Annotated in this window: 12 protein-coding genes; 9 read left to right on the top strand and 3 right to left on the bottom strand. The window is 45.1% G+C overall.

The window, feature by feature from the left end:
- The coding region (locus tag V7D75_RS06295; RefSeq protein WP_333613863.1) for an outer membrane protein assembly factor at positions 1-2,886 on the bottom strand (2,886 nt) is incomplete at its 3' end.
- Between the two features lie 324 nt (positions 2,887-3,210).
- On the opposite strand from V7D75_RS06295, the gene V7D75_RS06290 reads away from it, so the two are divergent.
- The 7 genes from V7D75_RS06290 to V7D75_RS06260 all read left to right on the top strand — a co-directional run bounded on the left by V7D75_RS06290 (position 3,211) and on the right by V7D75_RS06260 (position 13,065).
- Positions 3,211-4,551: an MFS transporter gene (locus V7D75_RS06290; RefSeq protein WP_333613862.1), complete on the top strand. Its 1,341-nt coding sequence runs from the start codon at positions 3,211-3,213 to the stop codon at positions 4,549-4,551.
- A 157-nt stretch (positions 4,552-4,708) separates the two neighbouring features.
- Positions 4,709-5,353, top strand: a complete 645-nt coding sequence (coq7, locus tag V7D75_RS06285; protein ID WP_201591678.1) for a 2-polyprenyl-3-methyl-6-methoxy-1,4-benzoquinone monooxygenase — start codon at positions 4,709-4,711, stop codon at positions 5,351-5,353.
- A 250-nt stretch (positions 5,354-5,603) separates the two neighbouring features.
- Positions 5,604-6,881: a tetratricopeptide repeat protein gene (locus tag V7D75_RS06280; protein WP_333613861.1), complete on the top strand. Its 1,278-nt coding sequence runs from the start codon at positions 5,604-5,606 to the stop codon at positions 6,879-6,881.
- A gap of 337 nt (positions 6,882-7,218) precedes the next feature.
- Entirely contained in the window at positions 7,219-9,789 is a 2,571-nt protein-coding gene (locus V7D75_RS06275) for an esterase/lipase family protein (RefSeq protein WP_333613860.1), read from the top strand.
- 513 nt (positions 9,790-10,302) lie between these two features.
- Positions 10,303-11,808, top strand: coding sequence for a cytochrome ubiquinol oxidase subunit I (locus tag V7D75_RS06270; protein WP_333613859.1), 1,506 nt, complete (start codon positions 10,303-10,305; stop codon positions 11,806-11,808).
- Complete coding sequence (gene cydB / locus V7D75_RS06265; protein ID WP_068404544.1) at positions 11,808-12,824, top strand: cytochrome d ubiquinol oxidase subunit II; 1,017 nt, start codon at positions 11,808-11,810, stop codon at positions 12,822-12,824. Before V7D75_RS06270 ends, cydB begins: the two co-directional genes overlap by 1 nt.
- A 124-nt stretch (positions 12,825-12,948) precedes the next feature.
- Positions 12,949-13,065 carry a DUF2474 domain-containing protein gene (locus tag V7D75_RS06260; RefSeq protein ID WP_102077207.1) on the top strand — a complete coding sequence of 39 codons (117 nt, stop codon included), beginning with the start codon at positions 12,949-12,951 and terminating at the stop codon, positions 13,063-13,065.
- 95 nt (positions 13,066-13,160) lie between these two features.
- Here V7D75_RS06260 and murU read toward each other — a convergent pair whose 3' ends face one another.
- Together murU and V7D75_RS06250 are read right to left on the bottom strand one after the other, a co-directional pair.
- Positions 13,161-13,889, bottom strand: a complete 729-nt coding sequence (gene murU / locus V7D75_RS06255) for an N-acetylmuramate alpha-1-phosphate uridylyltransferase MurU (RefSeq protein WP_333613858.1) — start codon at positions 13,887-13,889, stop codon at positions 13,161-13,163.
- A gap of 108 nt (positions 13,890-13,997) precedes the next feature.
- Positions 13,998-15,083, bottom strand: a complete 1,086-nt coding sequence (locus tag V7D75_RS06250) for an aminoglycoside phosphotransferase family protein (RefSeq protein ID WP_333613857.1) — start codon at positions 15,081-15,083, stop codon at positions 13,998-14,000.
- A 363-nt stretch (positions 15,084-15,446) separates the two neighbouring features.
- On the opposite strand from V7D75_RS06250, the gene V7D75_RS06245 reads away from it, so the two are divergent.
- The gene (locus V7D75_RS06245; protein WP_333613856.1) at positions 15,447-18,530 is read left to right on the top strand and encodes an LPS-assembly protein LptD; all 3,084 of its coding nucleotides are present in this window, start codon (positions 15,447-15,449) and stop codon (positions 18,528-18,530) included.
- A 187-nt stretch (positions 18,531-18,717) separates the two neighbouring features.
- A partial coding sequence (locus V7D75_RS06240) for a peptidylprolyl isomerase (protein WP_333613855.1) occupies positions 18,718-19,996 on the top strand: 1,279 nt, incomplete at its 3' end.

Raw genomic sequence — 19,996 nt, 5'->3', positions numbered from 1 at the left:
ATAGCTACGATCCCAGCCGTTTTCACGGCGGATATTACGCGCCAATGCTGCTTTTAAGGTTCGGGTAGATAAGTCAAAATTACCTTCGCCTTGGTCGATGACCTCTTCTTCATAGGTCAAACGGGCATCCAACTTATCGTTTAGCGGATGCTTCCATGGTCGACTGCCATACACGGCGACATTTTTGGTAATGCGAGAAACTTCGGTTTCTGCCCCTGCTTGATAGCCTTTACGATTGATCAGATTATAATCTATCTTGGCAGTGGCGCGCACCCCAGTATCGGTACCATAACCGAGACCAACTTGGGCATCACGTGGTTTATTTGCCGAGACAAAGACGTACAGTGGCACTTTTTTGTTTTCTAACACATCCTGCGGGGTTTTACGTCCAGCAAGCGTTGGCGGGACGAAGTTTTCATCGGCAAGGATATTTTCTTCATCAGGGAAGATTTTTTGTGCGACATTACTGATAGAGTCGCTGATTTTACCCAAAATACTAGTGGCTTTTTGGTCTTTTTCATCCAAGACGCGATCATCCGGCAGACGGCTTAAACGTTCAGCTTTTTGTCTAATGGCTTGCAGTTTACCCAAGGTTTCTTCATCGGCTTCAAACTCGATGGCAGCGATATCGGCTGGATTGACCGTCTCACCGCTGATAGCGTAACGCTCAGCGTCATTTTCGGCTTTGACTGCCTCATCTTGCTCGATATTATTGCTATCGAAGTCATCATCGGTAGTCTCAGTACTACTGCTATTAGGGGTATTATCAAAGGCTAAAGTACTGCTTTCTGTGCGCTCGTCTGGCGGCAAAATCGTCTCGACGTTAACAGTATTAAAATAACGGGTCGCCGATAAATCGTTACTAAACTTGGTCACGGCCGGACGATAAAACGGCTCGCCTTCTTCAAAGTCAACCAGCTGCTTTAATAACGACAATTCAACCGGTAGCTTTTCAGGATCGCGGGTCAGCGTACCCGACTCTTGATCATAAGTAAAAAACACCACTTCATCAAACTTGTAACGATCGCCAGTATTATAAACCAGCGACACATCGGCGGTATTGTCGGGCAAGATAATATCGACCGATTTATTGAGCCAATATTGATCAAAATAACCGTAGGTATCACTGAGGGACTCAAGCGCCGCTTTGCTGTCTTTATAAACGCGGTGATTAAAGATATCGCCCTCTTGTGGCGGTAGGTCTTTTTCCAGCTTGGCAAACTCTTCTTGCTCGCTGCCCTCGCCGCGAATATCAACAATGCGGCTATCAACGCGTACCGGCTCACCTAACTTTTCAATAATGACATCAATGGTATCGGTGTTTGGCTGACGCAAACGTAGGGTCACATCATAGTAGCCGACGGCTTTGGCAGCATCTAAGGCGCTTTGTCGTAGACGCGGCAGCGCAGCAGTGAAATCAACCACTGACTGCACGGTGGTATCATCAATAGCGGCTTTGATATTCTTAAAGGGCTGAATATCATCATCGGCTTTGGTTAATTTTGGTTTAGCATTTCTTGTACTGTTTTGAGTGTTGTTTTTGCTATTATCTTTTAAATTATCTGCTGCGGCTTGTTGCAAATAAATGGTCGTCTCAACATGCGGTAGGGTGACGACGCCACCGTTAAAAAAGCGATTATAAAGACGCTTAACAATATTGCCTTTTTTATTACGTGCTATCGGTTTGGGTTTCGCCGCTTGTTCGATACTTTCTTTTACCGCATTGACATCGTTTTCATAGTTAGGCAAATAGTCATCAGGATTGATGCTGTCCGACTGGGCATTTTCTATCCCACTATCCATGTCCACACTAGTCGCGCTATCGCCAGTGCCACTAGCAACCGAATCGCTGACGTCAATAGGACGCGACATCACGTCATCTGTCTCCGCCTGCTTAGCAGCGGCCTCATTTCTACCCAAGGTTTCAAGGTTGCTCGGTGCAGGTAAATTGGTAGCATCTAAACTCACATCGAGCCCAATTGGCGGCGTGTTATCGTCTAACCTTGCAACAGGCGCATCAAATGCGCCATCTAAAGCTTGAAAGTCATTGTCGTCATAACGCATACCATCGATATTATTAACGGCATTACTTTGAGTGATATTGCCGATATCTTGAGCGTTTTGCTTATCCATCGCCGCCAACTCACGATCAATCTCGTCAGGCGTCATCATCTGATAGCCTTGTTGCTGCACGCTATTAACTTGCTGCTCTAAGTTTTCATTGCGGTCAAATGCTTGGTTGTTGCCTAGACTATCTATGCCATTACCGATAGCACTAGCAAAGTCATTAACACTATCGATATCATTATTTGATAACTGGGACTTATCCGTGTTATTTGCTTGCGTGGTGGCGTTTTTGTTAGGATTTTTAATACCTAAGTTCTGCTCGCTATAATCATCCAATACTGATTGATCGATAATACCTTCTTCCACGGCTTTTTTTAGACGTAAGGCGTCCAAAGCAATATCAAGCTGGCTGTCTTCATAAGCATCTTTAGAAAGTGGTCGTTTAGACGAGGACTGAGCCGAAGAGTTAGAAGGTGGTTTTGGCGTTGGTGGCTGCGATTGTCGTTGCGGCTGTGCAGTGGTCGCATCATTGCCACTATTTTTGATCAGTTGGCTGCTGCTTGCATTATTAACCGTATTATTATTTGAATCAGTGGCGGCAAGAGCACTAGGCGCGATAGCAACACTGACCCCAAAACCAACCAAACTGGTGGTCAATGCCCGAAATAGCGCCGTACGCGTAAAATAAACACGAGGGTGATCCATAGGATTTATATGAGTAGGATGAGCAAATTTAGCCGAACACAGCGGCGAATTTGACGCAGCAGCAGGCGGTATCTCCGATGAGTGTCGCGCTAGAGTTGAAGGCTGGTGTTTCATATTTATTTCCTATCACCTCACGCGGCACAAGTGACGATCGATGGCAATCGCCTCGTCTTACCGGTGAATAAACGTAGAGCAGTTCGCTGACATTAAAGGTTTGGACGGCTAAAATTTACAAATCATAACTTAGTTAATTCTCAAATCATAGCACCGTGCGCATGTATTTTTACCGAAGCCTTGCTATTATACGGCGTAACATCGATAAAACCTATGCTATATTTCGATAAGTTTTTGATAGTATTGATAATTGTTTATCTGCCAATAACTACATAAAAGCTTATCTTCTTCTTTATTAGCCGCGACCCATCTGTAGGAATCTTCATGGCCAATCAGTTTCAACTCTTTAAACATCGCCGGTTTAATGCCATGTTTTTTACCCAATTTTTGGGTGCTTTTAATGACAATATTTTTAAGCAAGCGCTGATACTGGTGCTAACCTATACTGCGGCCAGCCAATTGGGCATGGAAGTCAGTATCTTAAATAACTTGGCGGCGATGTTGTTTATTTTGCCGTACTTTTTATTTTCGGCATTGGCAGGGCAAATTGCCGATAAGTTTGAAAAATCAAAACTGACGCGCTTAATCAAATTGCTTGAAATATGCATCATGATTATTGCTGCTGTCGGCTTTGTCTTTGAGTGGTACGCGCTGTTATTTGTGGCACTGTTTTTGATGGGGACGCAATCGACGTTTTTTGGGCCGATTAAGTATGCGTACTTGCCGCAAGCGATGAGGGAAAATGAGCTGGTCGGTGCCAATGGTTTGTTTCAAATGGGCACCTCGCTTGCCATTTTGCTTGGTATGATTATCGCTGGGGTATTGACCCAAATTACCCAGCCGCTATTTTGGATAAGTGTGACGGTGCTTTTTGTTGCGGCGATAGGCTATTTTGCCGCCCGTTTTATTCCCACCATGCCAGCGATGCAGCCTGATTTGAAGATTAATTGGAATATCTTTACCACCAGTATGGCGACGGTGCGTTATTTATACTCGTTGCCTTTTTTATTCTTTATCATTCTTGGTAATAGCTGGTTTTGGTTTTATGGCGCGACGTTTTTGACCCAAACACCAGAATTCAGCAAAGTCATTTTGCATGGTGATGAATCCGTGGTGATTTTCTTATTGACGCTATTTTCAGTTGGGGTGTCGATTGGCTCGCTACTGTGCAAATCCTTGACCAAAAACCAAGTCAGCTTGCGCTTACTGCCTTTTGGCATTGCAGGTCTTAGCATTTTTGCCATTGATTTATATTTTTCTTTGTCAGGGCTCAAACTCAATGTCAGCTCGGCTACCTTATTTGGTATCAGTGATTTATGGGGTATGAGCGGTAGCTGGCGCGTGTTTGCCGACTTGTTCTTTTTGGGCTTTAGCGGCGGTTTATATATCGTGCCTTTATACGCCTCTATGCAGGCTTATGCGCCAAAAAGCCATCGCGCGCGTATCGTCGGTGCCAATAATATCTTTAACGCCATTTTTATGGTGTGTTCGGCGATCTTTTCGATTGTGGTATTAAATGCGCTGGGTCTAAATTTGCCGCAACTGTTTTTAGTCACCGGCTTATTAAATATTATCTTTGGTATATTTTTATATCTCAAGCTTAATAAACATGTCAAACAGGCCGTTATCCAAACCCATGATGACGAGCAGAATCGATACGACTAGCGCCAAACGCAATATGAATCGGCAAGCCAATAATTTCGCTGACGAGATTGTCTATTGTTTGCTATAGTTGTTTGATAGGCTTAGTGGCCTATTAAATAGCTTAAACCTATTCATCATAAGTTCTATTTATAATTCATACAGCCATCAGGAGTGAATCATGGCGCAGCGTTCCTTATCAAAAATTGACCAGCTATTACTTGGCGTAGATAAAGCATTGCGAGCGGTCGTACCGCATTCAAATCCTAGCACGCGCCCGCTGCCTGTTAGCAGTGATGAGATTCCTGAGCTGAGTATCAACGAAGCCCGTCATGTCGCAGGCTTGATGCGTATCAATCATACGGGCGAAGTCTGTGCCCAAGGGCTGTATCACGGGCAAGCGTTTGCCGCTAAAAACGATGACGTCAAGCAAGCCATGCAGCAATCTGCTGAAGAAGAGGTCGATCACTTGGTGTGGTGCGAGGTACGATTAGATGAGCTTGGTAGCCATCCTAGTATTTTTACGCCTTTATGGTATGGCATGTCATTTGGTCTTGGCGCGGTAGCAGGGGCGATTTCTAATGAGTTCAGTTTGGGCTTTGTCGCCGAAACCGAAGCGCAAGTTAGTGAGCATTTACAAGACCATATCGGTCAATTGCCACCGCAAGATCAACGCTCAAGAGAAATACTGGCGCAAATGGATATTGAAGAATTACATCATCGCGAGTTGGCGCTGGCAAATGGCGGCGCGGCATTGTCGCCACTAGTACGCCACACGATGCGCTGGATGGCCAATCGCATGAAAGCCACGGCTTATCATTTATAAGCGTTTATCATCTATAATACGCAAAGCGCTACTAATCTGCATCCTTTTTTTAGTGGCTACAGACGGTATTATTCTGTGCTTTTAACAATCCTACTACTGTTAGCAGTCAGATTAATTTGCTAGGGTATGAAAAATTTGTACGATTTTACGGAATGCCAAAACCTAACGATCAATCAATGGATGAATAGATAACAAGTCAGTAACTACAACAACTGATAAACGACAACGATTAAACAAGGTAATTATTTTTATGAAAGCCATCAGCCAAACGCCTATTTCTAATAAAGCATCGCACTCTAGTAAAGTGCCCTACTCTAGTAAAGCGCCCCACTCTAGTAAAGCGCCTAGGTTTGCGACTCTAACAGCACTAGCAGCCGCTTGTGCCATGCTACTATCAGCACCGGCAAATGCAGCTGAAGAAGCGGATACCGCCGCAGCGCCCGCTACGAGCAGCACAGCAGTACCTAGCGCTATCGATTCTAGTAAACGTATCATTCGCCTAGCCAAGCCAAATGCAACGATCAGCACGGCGCAAGCTGATGCTCAAGCCAATGTTGGAGTTGAGACTGACGCTCAAAATAACGTTCAGCAGAACACCGCTCAACTAACTAACGTCGCGCAATCAGCTAATAATCAAGCCCTTAATACGCAGCAAGGCAATACGCAACAAGGCAATGCCCAGAATGTCCAGCAGGCTATTGTCCAACCAAACCGTGTGCCTTTAAACACGGCGCAAAATGCCGCCCAACCACCAGCCGTACCAACACCAGATACGTCGGAGTTGACCGGTACGACGCGCGTTTATGAGCGTGGTCCTATCACTGCGACGGGGATTGATTTACGCAGTGGTCAGCTGCCAAACATCCCAGCCCCGCAAGTGAGTATTTCAGATATCAGCTTTGTCCCTACCGTGCTCATACCGCAGCAGCAAGGACTTGGCACCGATAAACTGGACGTCAGCTTACTCGATGACTTTATCAAAGAAGTCTCACCAAATGCGCGCCATTATCCACCAAACTTCCCGAACCGCACCCAGCGCCACAACGCCCGCGAAAAAATCAAAGTCTTGACTGAATGGATTGAGCCGTATGCCAAAGCGCCAAATGCCTCGTACGATGTCTTAGTTCGCGCCGCCAAACTCAATGGCATGGGACGCAACTTAGATTTAGGCTCAGAATACACGGTACGTGGCGGACAATATATTGATCGCGCCATCAAACTGAAACCAAATAGCGGCGAGGCCAACTTTATCTATGGCATGATGCTCTCAGAAGGGGGCGGTTTTAAAGAAGGTCAAAAATATCTTGATCAAGCCGTTACTCTTGGTTATACCGAAGCTGAGCAGAGTCTTGCGCAATCTGACTTGTTAAGTGATCGCCGTGATAAGGCATTAGAGCGTTTACGCCGCTTGGCGCAACAAAACCCTGACAACGCTATTATTCGTCAACAAATCAAGCTCATCGAAGATGGTAAATTTTATATTTGGGATATCCCTGCCCCAGATATTAATATCAAACCAAGCACTTAATTCTTTGTGATGGAAACGTAAAGTGTTAGCTATTTGGTAAAATGATAGCTCACACTGTTTTCTAAAGAGCTGTAAAAAAGCGCGCTACAATTATGATTAATAATGTGAGCGCGCTTTTTTGTGCTTAATTTAGAAATATCTAAGTGGGCTTTGTTAAGCATTGCCTATCCATATTTTCGATAGTATTTCATGCTATATGAATATAAGATAGCTGACTATAAGATAACAACTACAATAGTCGAATAGCTCGACTTACGTTACACTCATGCTGCTATATAAAGGTGATATTTATCACTTATTTATGATGCGTTGCTGATACTTATTACTGGAATGACCTATGATATTTGCTGACCCTGCCAACGATATGCCGTCGCTAGAACATAAGCATAAGCATAAAAACAAGACGCCTTTTGCTCTATTCGCAGTGGTCGCAGCAATGGCGCTATTGCCTGCCTGTAGCACCGTCTCCGTCAATAAACAGCCCTCAGCAAAGACCATCGCCGCCCAGCGTGGCAATATCGTCACCGATAACAAATTGAGTAGCGATACCGCTTCAGTTTTATTATCAGCAGGGCTCAATGAGCAAGCGTGTATGCAGCAGTTTAACCTCTGCCTAACGCAGCTTACCGACAGCATGCTCAATGAACATTACCGCCCAGCTTTGGCAGTTTTTGCTGAATTACACTACGCTAAAGCGCGCCAGCTTGGCGAATCTAAAGACTGCCGCAATGCCCTCGCCCGCCCGCCAATTGACCCTTATTATGCCAACGCGCCTTTAAGCGACACTGATGCCAAGGCGCAGCAAAAAAGAACCGATAGCTGCTTGATTGGCTATCAAGAACGCTTGTTTGATGCCATTAAAACCAGTTATACATACTTATTTTATGACAGCTTAGAGCATGATTTTGAAGGTGCGGATAAAGAAACCAGACGCTCACACGCGCAAAGTCGTATTCCAAGTGAAATGGATATCCAAACCCAAGACATCTATAACGCCGCCAGTAACGATGTAATTACCCAGCTCTATCAAACGGCTGATGGTGGCGGTAAAATGATGGGTAATACCAAGGTAGAATACTTACCGACGTCGGCAAGCAAGGGGATTGGTAGCGAGCAAGCAGCGATTGCCAATCTTACGGCCGTCAAGGGGCAACCAACTGACCAAATCAAAGTCATGAAAATGCACATAGACGACTACAATCTCAATGTCTATTTGCCCAACGAAAATAACTACCTCAAAAATGCCAATCAACAAACCGCTGCCCTAACCGATTTGGTCTCGACCTATGAGCTGCGACTCTCTGGACTAAACTCTATTAGTAAGCGCCCAGGTCTGGGTATCAGCTTGGTGGCTTCATTAGACGACCGCTATACCACTACCATTCGTCAATTATTAATCTCGTCGTTAGCAGATAGGACGGGCAGACTGCATCAAGAAAGCCCTCGCCGAACAGCCAGCGATATAAACGAAAGTTCGAAAGAGCGCTCAAAGGATAGCTTGGACAGTGATGATGCCAGTACGCGGATTTATCCGACTGGACATTTACTAATGACCGGGCTGATTAAGCCGACGGGCAATAGCGTGCTTGATACCCTGAGCAGCAAACAGCTTGATATTCATTTATACAATCCTTACCGCAGCGAGAGCGCCAATATCTTAGGTGACGATTATCCACTGGCGGCAAACTTTTCAGCAGGTTACGGCTTATGGTTGGCAGAAAACCAGCTCGATGGCGTCGGTTATCTAAACCTGATTACCCGTAAAAAAGAAACCAGTTTACCCAAGCTCTTTATGCTCGAACCTTATGATGCTGATAAGCGCGTCATCATTATGCTGCACGGTTTGGCCTCAAGCCCAGCGACATGGGTCAATTTAACCAACGATATTTTTAATGACGACAAACTGCGCAATAACTATCAAGTTTGGCAGATTTTTTATCCAACTAACTTGCCTATTTTGGAAAATCGTTATCAAATCCAAAAGCTCATCAATACCGCTTATGAGAAAACCGACCCTACGGGGCAAAATATCGCCAGCAAAAATAGCGTCATTATCAGTCATAGTATGGGCGGTATCATTGCGCGTATGATGTTGTCTGACGAAAACTTGCTCGATGATTTGGACCGACTTGACGACCAAAATGCGCTGTCGATGAATGAGAAACGTCAAATACGTGAGGCGATCAAGCAGTCTGCGGGCAAAGAGCAGCTAAAAGAGCGTTTTGAGCTTAAAAATTTGCCACAAGTAGATACGGCGGTATTTTTATCGTCGCCTTTTCGCGGTACCGATTATGCCGACCGCTGGTTCACGCGCGCGCTACGCCGCATCGTGTATCTGCCCGTTGGTTTGGTAAAAACGGTCACCGATAACTTAGCAGCCTTGGCTATCCAAGGCGATTTGGCCCAAAACCCGCTCGGCGCGCTATATTTACAAAATGGCGCCAGTCAATTGAGTGACAAATCGTCTTTTATTCAATTAACCAAAGATATCCGTATCAACGACCGTATCACCTATCATTCAATCATCGCCAATAATGATGCCGATATCACCCGAGGTTTGGCAGAAATGCAGCCTGCTGGGGCAAAGCTCGATTTATCCGAAGAAGTAGCAGAGGATGACAATGCAGAGGACGCTATCGGCATCGATGATAACAACCCGCTGTTAACGGATAGTGATGAGTTACCAGGTCAACCGCTGGTCGCCGCCGTGACAGTCGATGGCGAGATTGGGCAAGCACTCACCGAGCAGCTGTCAGATGGTATCGTGCCCTACACCAGCGCTCACCTCGATGGTGCGGCGTCAGAGACGGTTATCAACGGCGGTCATAGCATCCAAGAAAACCCACAAACTATTTTGACCTTACGCCGTATTTTACATCAACAATTACAGCAGCAAGATGCAAACTAAATTTCACCTATATAAAAAGCTTTAAATTCTTATTATTAAAATTTGTTTTTTTATATTACTGTTTGGTATCTATTGATAACAATAGTTAAACAATGACTATTATTTCAAAGATTATTGGCTAATATTGTAAGTGGTTTATGAACGCATAGGTGTGTGATAGCACACTTGTGCAACTTGCGTGTGCGTAAGGTGAAGCGCATAATACTAAAACGTTTACTATGAATAAAACGATCGTTTGATGAATATTTAATAGTTTATAAGGATATAAATTATTTACTTTGGCTAAATAGTCAGCCCTAAAATTTTTGAGTCTTACCATAAGGTAATGAATAAAACATAAGGGTAATGAACGCTATTTTAGTTAAATTTTTATCTTAATTACATTTGCCGCTAACTACTACTTAGCGATTGCCCGTAATAATAAGCGCCCTGATTGATGGACGGTTACGGACAGTGACTTGCGCGTATCATGGAAGCCAACGCTATTCAGCTAACACATAAGGGTAACCGTTTATGTTCGCTACATTTATGATTGATCAAATGGATGCGTTGATGCTCGCACGCATTCAGTTTGCCTTCGTTATTTCCTGGCATATTATCTTCCCCGCTTTTTCTATCGGTCTTGCCAGTTGGCTGACCGTCCTTGAATTTCGCTGGCTAAGAACTGGCGAGCCCATTTATGTTGAAGTATACAAACATTGGGTTAAGATTTTCGCTGTGGTATTTGGACTGGGCGTGGTATCGGGCGTCGTCATGTCCTACCAATTTGGTACCAACTGGGCCGTGTTCTCCGACAGAGCTGGTAATATCTTAGGGCCATTATTGGCGTTTGAAGTCTTAACGGCGTTTTTCTTAGAAGCCTCCTTTTTAGGAATTATGCTCTTTGGTTGGGGACGGGTGAGCAAACGTATGCATTTTGCCTCCACCGCTATCGTTGCCATTGGTACCATGATTTCAGGATTTTGGATTTTGGCCGCCAACAGCTTTATGCAAACGCCGCAAGGTTTTATGCTGGGCGCTGATGGTCTGTTATACCCCACCAACTGGATTGAAATTATCTTTAATCCTTCGTTCCCTTATCGCTATGCCCATATGATGACGGCAGCCTTTTTAACCACCGCCTTTGTGGTTGGCGGTATTGGCGCTTATTATTTACAGTCCAAAAAGCACGTTGAGCATCGGCAGCATGGTCGAGTCATGCTCGGCATGGCGATGATTATGGCGATATTTGTGGCGCCAGCGCAGGTCCTCATCGGTGATGAGCATGGCTTAAACACTCTTGAGCATCAGCCAGCTAAAGTCGCGGCGATGGAGGGGATTTGGGAAGATGAGAGCGGTGCGGCATTGCGTCTGTTTGCGATACCCGACCAAAAAAACCAAACCAATAACTATGAGCTTAGCATTCCTTATGTCTCCGGTTTGATTCTCACCCATTCACTAGATGGTGAGGTCAAAGGTCTTAAAAATTGGGCACCAGAAGATCAACCGCCCGTTATGATTGTATTTTGGGCATTTCGTATCATGGTTGGTATTGGTATGTTAATGGTGCTCATCGGTTTATTTAGCCTTTATAAGTACTTTAAAAAGCAGCAGTTCGATCCTGAGAGTAAGCTCTTCCACCGTGCGTGGATGATGATGACGCCGCTTGGCTTTATAGCGCTACTTGCCGGCTGGTTTGTGACCGAAACAGGCCGTCAACCTTATACGATATATGGGGTTATTCGTACTGCTGAGAGTATGTCACCTATCGCAGCGCAGCAAGTGGCGACAACCTTGATTGGCTTTATTGTGCTATATGCCTTTGTGTTTGGCGCGGGCAGCTTTTATATTTTGCGCCTCATTGCACAAGGACCCAAACCGTACGAGGATCCGTCGGATGATCATTTCTATGATCACTCTGTCACCGAAGCCCAAGGTCGCACGCTAAGCGGTGATAAGCGCGCTGCTGATAAAACCAAAGGGCCTGAAGAAGGTTTGAATGAACCTGCTGACGACGTCGATGATGGAGGGTTACGCTAATGTTTAACTATGGTGATGTATTAGATTTACCCTTAATCTGGGGTGGCTTGATTGCGCTATCAGTCTTTATCTACGTCTTACTGGATGGTTTTGATTTGGGCTGCGGCATCTTATTTCCGTTTGCAGGCTCTGATAAAAACCGTAGCCGCATGATGAACTCTATCGCGCCTTTTTGGGATGGTAACGAGACTTGGTTGGTACTGGGCGGCGGTGGTTTATTCGCCGCTTTCCCTGTCGCTTACGGCATCATTATGAGCGGTCTTTATCTGCCGGTTATTTTTATGCTGTTTGGCTTAATTATGCGCGGCGTGGCGTTTGAATTCCGTTTCAAAGCCACCGCCCATCGCTACGTTTGGGACGGTTTCTTTTTTATCGGCTCTGTCGTTGCGACGTTTGCCCAAGGTATTATGCTTGGGGCGCTGGTCCAAGGTTTAGAGGCCAGCAATCGTCTGTATACGGGTGGCCCTTTTGATTGGTTCTCGCCCTTTTCTATCATGTGCGGTTTTGCGCTATTGATTGGTTATGCACTACTGGGTTCTACTTGGCTGATTATCAAAACCGAACATACGCTGCAAGTCTGGGCACGCAAAGTTTCAGGTTGGCTGCTCACCGCCTTAATCGTCGCAATGATTGCGGTGACGATATTCATGTATTTTTCAGATATCGAAGCGCTTGAAGGCTGGTTTAGTTTACCAGGGCTGTTGTATCTAGCGCCGATGCCAATTATCGTCTTGCTCTTATTCTTCTTTATGCGTAAAGATTTAACCACTGAGCGCGAGTATCGTCCATTTTTATTGACCGTTGCGTTATTTTTGATGGGTTATATCGGCGTTTGTATGGCAATATTCCCGTATATCGTACCGTATCAAATGACAATTTATGAGGCAGCAGCGGCTGATACTTCGCTCTCCTTTATGCTCATCGGCGCTGGTATTATGTTACCTATTATCTTAAGCTACACGGCTTTCGCGTATTATACTTTTAAAGGTAAAACCGACCACGAGCATATGTATTAAACAAGCTGCGGCTATTATCTATCTAGTAAGGATAGTAGCCGCGCTTAGCTTAATCCGCTCATAAAGGCGTAATGACTGATTATTAGAAAATGGCTTAGATTGGAAAGGCAGTTTGGAGACAGTGATGAAAAAACTCAGTAAAAAACAATCGCAATGGGCTTGGTTTATAGGCTTATATTTGGCGGGTTTTTTGGTTGTTTTTACCATTGCCCAATTAATAAAATTGGCAATGGGTGTATAAAATCTCTTTTATCAAAACCTAGCGCCATAAAAAAGCAGCGCTGAATAGTAAATATTCAGCGCTGCTTTTTTTAACTTTAACTGTCGTAAAACCGCTTAAGCGCCGCGATGATTATCGACACCGTGATTTTCTATATAGTCATTGATTTGCGTTAGACGCTCGGGCGTACCGACGTCTATCCAATTGTCTTTAATCACCTCAGCGGTAATTTGGAACTTTAGCATTGCTTGTTTTAACAAGGGCGCAAGCGCTGCCGGTTGTCCTGTTACCAGCCCATCAACCAGTCTTGGTGAGATGATACTGATGCCAGCAAAGGTATATTTGTCCGCATCGGCAATCGGCTGCTCGCTTGCCAGTCCATTATTGATAGCAAAGTCGCCGCCATTATTATGCTCAGGATTGTCAATCAATAATAAGTGAGCTCGTTGGTCAGCGCCTAACTGGTAATCTCGCAACTGCGCAAAATCGTAGGTCGTCCAAATATCAGAGTTGACCAAGATAAAAGGCTCATCGCGCAGCTTATGGTTTTGCAGCGCGTTAAAAATCCCACCAGCAGTCTCAAGCGGCTCATCGCCCTCATCTGACCAATGCAGCGTCACGCCATACTCTGCGCCATCACCCAACGTCTGCATCAGCTTGTCTGCAAGCCACGAGGCATTGATAGTGATATCAGTAATGCCAGCGGCTTGTAGCGCCTTGATATGCCAGACAATAAGCGGCTGCCCGCCTACTTCCACCAAAGGCTTTGGCGTCTCGAGTGTGAGCGGACGCAGGCGCGTACCCTTGCCAGCCGCCAAAATCATCGCTTGCGTTATTACCGACATACACGCTCCTTGTTGTTGGCTGTATGATTGCCTATTATTCATTATCGACTGTTTTGAACAAAGTAAAAGCGATGAATACTGTCATCGCTTTTATTTTGCTCATGCTGTTTAAATATACTGTTGTACAAATTTATGTTGATAAGCAGGCAAGATAGACTCTCGCAGCCATTCATTAAACGGGCTGACTGCCTGCTGCATATTGGAATTGCCGTGTTCTGCCAGCCATTCTAGCTCAAAAATCAGGTCACGCATGACTTTTGGAATATCGGCCAAATAGCGGCTTTTGCCATCACGCTCAAACAGGCGGATAAAAATACCCAGCACTTTTAAATGCCGTTGTACGCCCATGACATTGACATCATTTTCAAACTGCGCTGCATTATCAGCCGTTACCAGCCCTGCCTGTTTTTGCAATTGCCAGCAGTCCTGTATCCAGCTTGATACCTGACTCTCTGGCCATTCTACATAAGCATCGCGTACTAAAGACACCAAATCATAGCTATACGCGCCTATCACCGCATCTTGAAAATCAATCACGCCCAAGCGCGTATGATCCGCTTGGTCTTGCATAAGGTTGCGACTGTGATAATCACGATGCACAATAACCTGCGGCTGAGCCAAAATCTCAGCGATTACAGCCGATTTAAGATTATCCCAAAGCGTTTGCGCAAGCTCTATACCAATATAAGGAATAAACCACTCGCTAAATAAATCCATCTCACGGTTTAATAGCGCGGTATCATAATCTGGTAATTGATGATCCGTCTTTGCGGTCGCCACTGGCACCGCTTGCAAGGCCACCAAAGTGCGCAGCGCTGATTGATAGTAATCATTCACCTGAGCGGCTGGCGCATCGACCAGCAGATGAGCAAATTCTACCGCACCAAAATCTTGCAATACCAAAAAGCCTTTTGCCACGTCTTGAGCGACGAGCGTCGGGACATTGATTGCTGGCGCCATCAGTTTTGCGACATTAATAAACTGCAGCAACGCGTCTTGTTCATCGGCTGAATCCATGACAATATAGCGCCCTGTTTCGACAGCATCATTGTCAAGTAGTTGAATACGGTGATATTGGCGCGCGCTGGCATCGCCCGGCAGACTATCAAGAATAAATTTTTGGTTGGCAAACACGTCTTGCAGCCATTGCTCTAACTGCTGCTGGCGCGTAGCGGGTACGCTAGGCACTGTCATGGTTTTATCCGTCATAAAAAGTATCGCAAATTAAATATCAGCCATAAATAAGTGATATGTGGGGCAAATAGTTGTTAAAATAATGAGCGTGCAACTGAGCAACGCAGCCGCTTTAAGCAGACAAACTCTACTGGCTATGTAGCCGTAAAAAGGTCTGTATAATTCGCTATATTATAAATTTTGGTAAATAGTGTAGCTGATTTGGTTTTTTTTGACTATGATTAGTCGTCATTATATGTAAAACGTTCCGATTTTCGAGATTATCGTCTTAATGACAGGTTTATTCGCCGTGAAATAACGTTAAAATACAGCCTGTCATTTAACGATCGCAATCCAATAGGCTCTACAATCATAGGTGTGCCCTTGTTATATTCTCCGCTTTACCAAAGCATCCGTTTGATTTTATTTGGCGCCTTGGGCTTAACCAGCTTGACGGTCAGTGCGGCTCTTAATCCTGTCGATAATAATGTTGATGCACAGACGACTGAGCCACTAATCACTGAAAATAGTAGTGACGCCGCCTTGTCTACCCTCTCTACTGAAAGGGCCAATCAAACCCAAAATGGCGCTGCTGATGCTAATAATAAAGCGTTAAACAGTCAATTAACAACTGCGCCTGCTCTTGATAATAATGTAGACATTACGGCAATTAGTGACAGCAGTGACAGCAGTGACAGCAGTGACAGCAGTGACAGCAATAATGTTAATAACAATGCCGTCAATAACGCTACTAAAGCAAATAATACCACTGCGCCTGTCAATAACAGCACCGCTAAATCCAATAAGCGCAGCATTGATGTCAATGACGAAAGTATTCAAGACAGCCTGATGCGTTTAGCAGAATTTTATGAATTAACGCCTGATACAGATCCCGCTACGTTACACAATAATAGCAATGATGACGTAGCAAATAGTAATAACGAAGATATTCAAAACTCTTTTGCCGCGCAAACCATTGAACCTGTAGGCAACGACTTAAAACTGCTACCAAATAGCGTCGATAGCGCCCAGCGCTGCGAAGGTCAATGGGTTTATCCTAAGAAAAATCCTAATTACCAACGTGCGATCAATGAAACGGGCGCACCTAACGGCCAGCCAGTGCCCAACTTAAACGGCATTCCTAATAATCAAGCGCCGCTGTTTGCAGAGTCAGATTATGGCTATTACGACAATGTCGACTACGCCGAGCTTTCTGGTAATGTCATCGTTGACCAAGGAACGCAGCATATCGAAGCAGAAAAAATCGTACTCGATTTGAACAACAATGTGGCTGCCGCACAGGGTAAAGTGATGTTTACCGACCAAGCGACTGGACAAAACAAAAACGCTACTGGCACGACCCCAGCTAGCCGTGTGCAAAATAGCGCATTTCAAAACGGCAACGGACAAAATATTAATGTCCAAAACGGTAAATCTAGCCTCAGTGATAAAGCCTCAACTGGCGGTCTTATCGGTGTCGCCGACAGCTTAAACTACAATACCGAAACCGGACAATCAACAGCTAAGGACGTGGCTTTTGCTAGCGTAGAGCTGCAAGCGCACGGCTATGCCAAGCGCTTAAACCGCCCTAACGAGACGCAGTATGAGCTTGATGAAGTGATGTTTAGTACTTGCCCGCCGACCAACCGCAAATGGCAGTTTGATGCCAAAAGCATCGATTTAGATACCGAAACAGGCCGCGGCGAAGCTTACAACACAACGTTTAAAATTGCTGATGTACCGGTATTTTATTTGCCCTATTTTAATTTCCCTATAGACAACAGACGCAGCAGCGGCTTTTTATTACCGAGCGCGAGTGTCGGTAGTGAAAGCGGACTTGAAGTTGACGTACCTTATTATTTTAATTTAGCGCCGAACTACGATGCCACCCTTAATACTCGTGTTTATACCAACCGTAACCCCATGCTCTCCGGTGAGTTTCGTTATCTAACTGAGGAGTACGGCGAAGGAATTTTTAACGGCTCTTATTTGCCCAATGATAAAAAATATGACGGCGAAGACCGCAGCAGCTTTTTTTACGATCATTACTGGTCATCTACCAGTATTCCACGCTTAAGTGGCGACGCAAAATATAGCTATGTGTCAGATGCCGATTATCTCAACGACTTCGACACCTTGGGTTTGTCAGACAATACGTTAAACCTACCACGCCGTGCGCGGGTGAATTATTATAACGATTATGTCAATGGTGAATTAAAAGTCGAGACTTTCCAAACGCTCGATGCGTTTAACAATAACGGACAGCCATTACAAGACAAAGACAAGCCATACTCGCGCTTGCCACAGCTTAAACTTGACTATCGTCTGCCGTGGGCAAAAAGCTTTGATATCACAGGGGTAAGTGACTCAGCTTATTTTAAAAAATCCATCGATGATGGCTCTGAAAATGAAAAAAGTGGCACGCGTTTTTATAATAAATTAAGCGCTGTTTATCCGATGGAAAAATCTTGGGGCTATATCAAACCTAAGCTCAGCTTACAGCATCTGTATACCTCTTACGATGAAGACAGCTTGGCGGACAATGATTTGAGCAAAGATGACGGCAACCAATCGGTATTTGTGCCTCAAGTCAGTGTCGATGCTGGTTTACACTTTTCTCAAGCGGGCTCACCCTTCGGCGCCTTTGACGATACTTTAGGCGGTTATCGCTTGCTCAGTCCGCGCTTAAAATATACCTACTCGCCCTATAAAGACCAAAACGATATTCCTAACTTTAATACCCGTATTGCCTCTATCAACTACGAGCAACTGTTTTCGGACAGCTGGTTTTTAGGTCATGACCGCTTGCAAGATTTGCATGCCTTTACACCCGGTATTAATTATCGTTACATCGACGCAACGGGTGTGACACGTTTTGATGGTAGTATCGCAGAGCAGTTTTATATCGATGATGGGCGCGTGACCCTCGAAGACCAAAAACCCGTGCTGACGAATTCTTCCTCAGGATTGGTGTGGGATACCAGTACCCAGCCTTATAATAACGTCTGGGTCGATGTAAGCGGCGCGCTTACCCATAGCTATGATTTAAACTATATTACTACTGAGCTGCGTTATCAGCCATCTGACAACAGTTTATTTAACGTCGGCTTTGTGAAGCGTATGCGTGATGAAAACACCGATCAGTTACCTTTATCGGCGTTTACCGCATCAGCGGTTTTCCCAATTAATAATAACTGGCGCGTATTGGCGCAAGGTCAATACGATTATAATCGTGATAAGATGCTCGACTCGTTAATCGGTGTTGATTATGAGGATTGCTGTTTTGGTTTTGCAGTTTATGGTCGTCGTTACTATAATGACTTAAACATCAAAGACAAACCCACACAAGCGATTATGGCAGAAATCAGACTCAACGGTCTTGGTAGCGGTAGCAGCCGCTTAACACGCTTACTTTCTGATAAAGTGTTGGGCTTTGAGCCGGTTCAAAGCGCCTGGAAAGATGAATAAAACGTCGTCTATATCCTTAGACTCACGTATGATTGATGGTTTATGTATCAAGTAACATTTGTGCTATAACAGCATATAGCAGTGTTTACACCCTATTATAAACAGCCTTAGACGCTACTTAAATAAAAAGCAACGGCTAAGGCTTAACCGATTACCATCCGATGCAATGACATTGATGAGGAGCATCATGAGATTTTTTTCTTTACGTCAGACAAGCCGAGTTGTATTGCTTTCTATGGGTATAACGGGCGCTATTGCTCTGAGCCTAAGTGCGCAAGCAGCCACCGTTAAGCCTGCAAAAGCACAAGCAAATGTCGCAGCTGGAGAAAATAGCGCCGCACGTTTGACGCCTGCCAATAGTACGGACGGTATCATTGCCTTGGTCAATGAAAACGCTATCTTAAAAAGTGATCTCATCGCTGCTATGGCGCAAACCCAAGCACGGGCGCAGGCGGCTGGTGAACCGATTGCCAATTCAGCCCAGCTGCAGTCTGAAGTACTAAACGCCCTCATCATGCGTGAATTACAACTCTCAATGGTCAAACGAGTTGGTCTCAACCCTGATGAAGCTGCCATCAATCAGCGTCTGACTCAAATCGCCCAAGCAGAAGGACTCAGCAGCCTTGGCGAGTTGCAACAACGTTTGGACGCTGCAAAACCAGGCAGTTATGCTACCCTACGCGCGCAATTGATTGAAGATGCCGCGATTCAAGCCTTGCAGCAGCGCCAAATCGCAAGCCGCGTGCGCATTAGCGAACAAGATATCGATGCCTTTTTAGCCTCTCCTGAAGCCAAGCGTTTGAGTCAAAGCGAATATCAAACTATTCACGTACGTATCCCCTATATGGACGATTACAGCCGTCTGTCGGACGTCCAGCGTGAAGAAGCACTAAAAGTCGCGCAGCGTCTGCGCACACGACTGCAAGCGCCAAATGTCGATGTCACAGAAGCCATTGCCGCAAGTCAAGGCAGCTACCCTATTCAGCTGCAAGGCGGCGATATGGGCTTTCATAAAGCGGCTGCACTACCAACCGAGCTTGCCAGTGAAATCACCAAGCTTGAAGTTGGCGCCGTCAGTGCGCCGTTAGTGACCCCAGAAGGTATTGATATCATCAAACTGGCTAATAAAAAATCCAGTGATACCATGCTAGTGCCGCAGTGGCATACGCGTCACATTTTAGTCAAAGTCGATGAGCTACAAACCGATGCTTTGGCGGAGCAAAAAATCAATGACCTCTACGAGCAATTACGTAAAGGTGCCGACTTTGCGAGCCTAGCTTCAACTTATTCAGATGATCCCGGTTCAGCAGGACGCGGTGGCGATTTGGATTGGGTTGGTGAAGAGCAAATGATTGGTCCGTTTGAAGCAACGATGAAGAATACCCCAGTCGGCGATTATTCTGCACCATTCAAAACGCAATTTGGCTGGCACATTCTAAAAGTTGAAGGCAAACGCGAGCAAGATG

The sequence above is a fragment of the Psychrobacter sp. genome (assembly GCF_036731945.1).
Lineage (GTDB): Bacteria > Pseudomonadota > Gammaproteobacteria > Pseudomonadales > Moraxellaceae > Psychrobacter.
Note: the sequence above shows the minus strand (reverse complement) of the source record. Positions and strands in the feature narration are given on the sequence as shown.

Excerpts from the sequence above, each read along its gene's own strand:
- V7D75_RS06250 (WP_333613857.1), bottom strand. The coding sequence starts at position 15,083 with ATGACAGTGCCTAGCGTACCCGCTACGCGCCAGCAGCAGTTAGAGCAA.
- V7D75_RS06270 (WP_333613859.1), top strand. The coding sequence starts at position 10,303 with ATGTTCGCTACATTTATGATTGATCAAATGGATGCGTTGATGCTCGCA.
- coq7 (WP_201591678.1), top strand. The coding sequence starts at position 4,709 with ATGGCGCAGCGTTCCTTATCAAAAATTGACCAGCTATTACTTGGCGTA.
- V7D75_RS06260 (WP_102077207.1), top strand. The coding sequence starts at position 12,949 with ATGAAAAAACTCAGTAAAAAACAATCGCAATGGGCTTGGTTTATAGGC.
- V7D75_RS06280 (WP_333613861.1), top strand. The coding sequence starts at position 5,604 with ATGAAAGCCATCAGCCAAACGCCTATTTCTAATAAAGCATCGCACTCT.
- V7D75_RS06290 (WP_333613862.1), top strand. The coding sequence starts at position 3,211 with ATGGCCAATCAGTTTCAACTCTTTAAACATCGCCGGTTTAATGCCATG.
- murU (WP_333613858.1), bottom strand. The coding sequence starts at position 13,889 with ATGTCGGTAATAACGCAAGCGATGATTTTGGCGGCTGGCAAGGGTACG.
- cydB (WP_068404544.1), top strand. The coding sequence starts at position 11,808 with ATGTTTAACTATGGTGATGTATTAGATTTACCCTTAATCTGGGGTGGC.
- V7D75_RS06275 (WP_333613860.1), top strand. The coding sequence starts at position 7,219 with ATGATATTTGCTGACCCTGCCAACGATATGCCGTCGCTAGAACATAAG.